Origin of the sequence: Pseudomonas sp. KCJK8993 (assembly GCF_046230915.1) — a bacterium.
In the GTDB taxonomy this organism is placed as follows: Bacteria; Pseudomonadota; Gammaproteobacteria; order Pseudomonadales; family Pseudomonadaceae; genus Aquipseudomonas; species Aquipseudomonas piscis.
This window is the reverse complement of sequence record NZ_JBJJLO010000247.1, coordinates 1-1,101: the sequence shown is the minus strand read 5'-3', so window position 1 is coordinate 1,101 and position 1,101 is coordinate 1. Positions and strand designations below refer to the sequence as shown.

Annotated in this window: 1 protein-coding gene; it reads right to left on the bottom strand. The window is 68.7% G+C overall.

The window, feature by feature from the left end:
• Nucleotides 1-1,101 (bottom strand): polyketide synthase dehydratase domain-containing protein (locus tag ACK6AU_RS31985; protein ID WP_409303768.1); only part of this gene is annotated, 1,101 nt, incomplete at both ends.

Below are 1,101 nucleotides of genomic sequence, written 5' to 3'. Positions count from 1 at the left end.
CTGCAGGCCGATTCGTGCGACCCCGGGCTGGCCCTGCGGCACATGCCAGAGCAGATGGTCGAACCCGGTCCTGGCGCCCAACCAGCTGGCACAGGCTGCCGCCCCATCGGGCGTGCCCCATTGGCGAGCGATCGCCTCCGGAACTTCCAACAGGTGCTGGTGCTGGTCCTGGGTATCGGCGATGGTCCTCACGGCCTCTAGCGTTTGCCAACGCGGGGCCAGGGTCAGCTCTCCCGCAAGCTCTGGTTGCGCGGGCGTGCGACAGCAAAAGCCGCTCAAGCGCACCGCCACCTGGCCATCGGCGTGCACCAGGTCGACATCGAAGCTCTGCCCTGCGCCCTGTTCCCCGCTGGTGCGCCGCACCACCGCCCATGCTGGGTCCGGTAGCGGGCCCCACTGTTCGACCCGGGTCAGGGCGAATGGCAGTTGCAGCGCCGGTTTGGCCAGCCAGCCAGTGACAGCCTGCAATGCACCATCCAGCAGGGATGGCGGCAAGGTATAGCCCGGTGCCGCGCTGGCCACAGCCAGGCTCGCCAGCGCTGCCAGCGGGCCGCTGCGCAGTTCCTTGAGGGCGCGAAACCCCGCGCCGTACTCCAGGCCCTGCTCGGTGAAGCGCGCATAACAGCTGGCTACGTCCACCTGCGACTGGCATGACGCACCTACGGCGGCCAGGTCGACCTGCGGCGCTGGTTGCCCGCTCGCGGGGCGCACCCAGCCCTGGCTATAAAGCAGTTTTTGCGTGCCGGTACCGCTATGGATCTCATAACGGACCCCGCGCCCCGGCTCTTCCACCAGGCCGATATGCACCAGCAGCGGCTGGCTGACCACCAGCGGGCGCAACCAGGCCACCTCCTCCAGCAGCATCGGCTGCCCCACTGGCAGTTCGCTGGCCAGGGCCGCCGCTGCGCGGGCCCACTCCAGTTGCACCACCCCCGGCACCACCGGTTGCCCGGCCACCCGGTGTTCGCGAACGAACCATTCGTTGCCCGAGAGTCGGGTGCTGTAGCGCTGTTCGTGCAGGGTCGAACTATTGCAGTGGAGCAATGGGTGCAGGACCGCCCGCTCATCTGGCGTTGAACCAGTCGCCGCCTGGGGCGTTAC